Origin of the sequence: Haloferax profundi (assembly GCF_001469865.1) — an archaeon.
GTDB classification, from domain to species: Archaea; Halobacteriota; Halobacteria; order Halobacteriales; family Haloferacaceae; genus Haloferax; species Haloferax profundi.
The window spans coordinates 1-446 of record NZ_LOPV01000124.1; the positions used below are offsets into that span (position 1 = coordinate 1).

The 446-nt window shown below is 53.8% G+C and carries 1 protein-coding gene; it reads right to left on the reverse strand.

The genetic code is table 11. The features are described from left to right. Positions 1–370, reverse strand: a 370-nt coding sequence (locus tag AUR66_RS06570) for a type I restriction endonuclease (RefSeq protein WP_269432566.1), incomplete at its 3' end; no start/stop codon positions are given. Positions 371–446 lie beyond the last annotated feature (76 nt).

Sequence of the window (446 nt, forward strand, 5' to 3'; positions counted from 1 at the left end):
CTTCGTACCAGGTCGCGACTGAGAACTGATTATAGCGGAAGAGCTCCTCGGCACCCTCTTTGCCCCGAGCGGTTCGTTCGTTCTGGTAACGCTGGAGTTGTTTGAGTGCCTCACTGCGAGGCTCCGCTATAGTTGGGGATTTGCACTCGACGACGCCCAGGGGTAGACCATTGACGAAGAGGACAATGTCCGGGCGGATGGTCTCGGTATTTCCCTCGACGCTGAACTGGTTGACTGCGAGGAAGTCGTTGTTCTCCGGGTTCTCGTAGTCGATGTAGTGGACAGTCTGGTGTTTCTTTCCGTGGCCGAGATCCTTTTCGACGGTAGTGTGACGAATGAGTTTCTGATGGATTTTCTCGTTCTCATCCATCGTGCTCGTGCCAGCGACTGTCTGAATCTCACGGACAACTTTGTTGAGACTGTTGTCGTCGATCCATGGGTTCAGA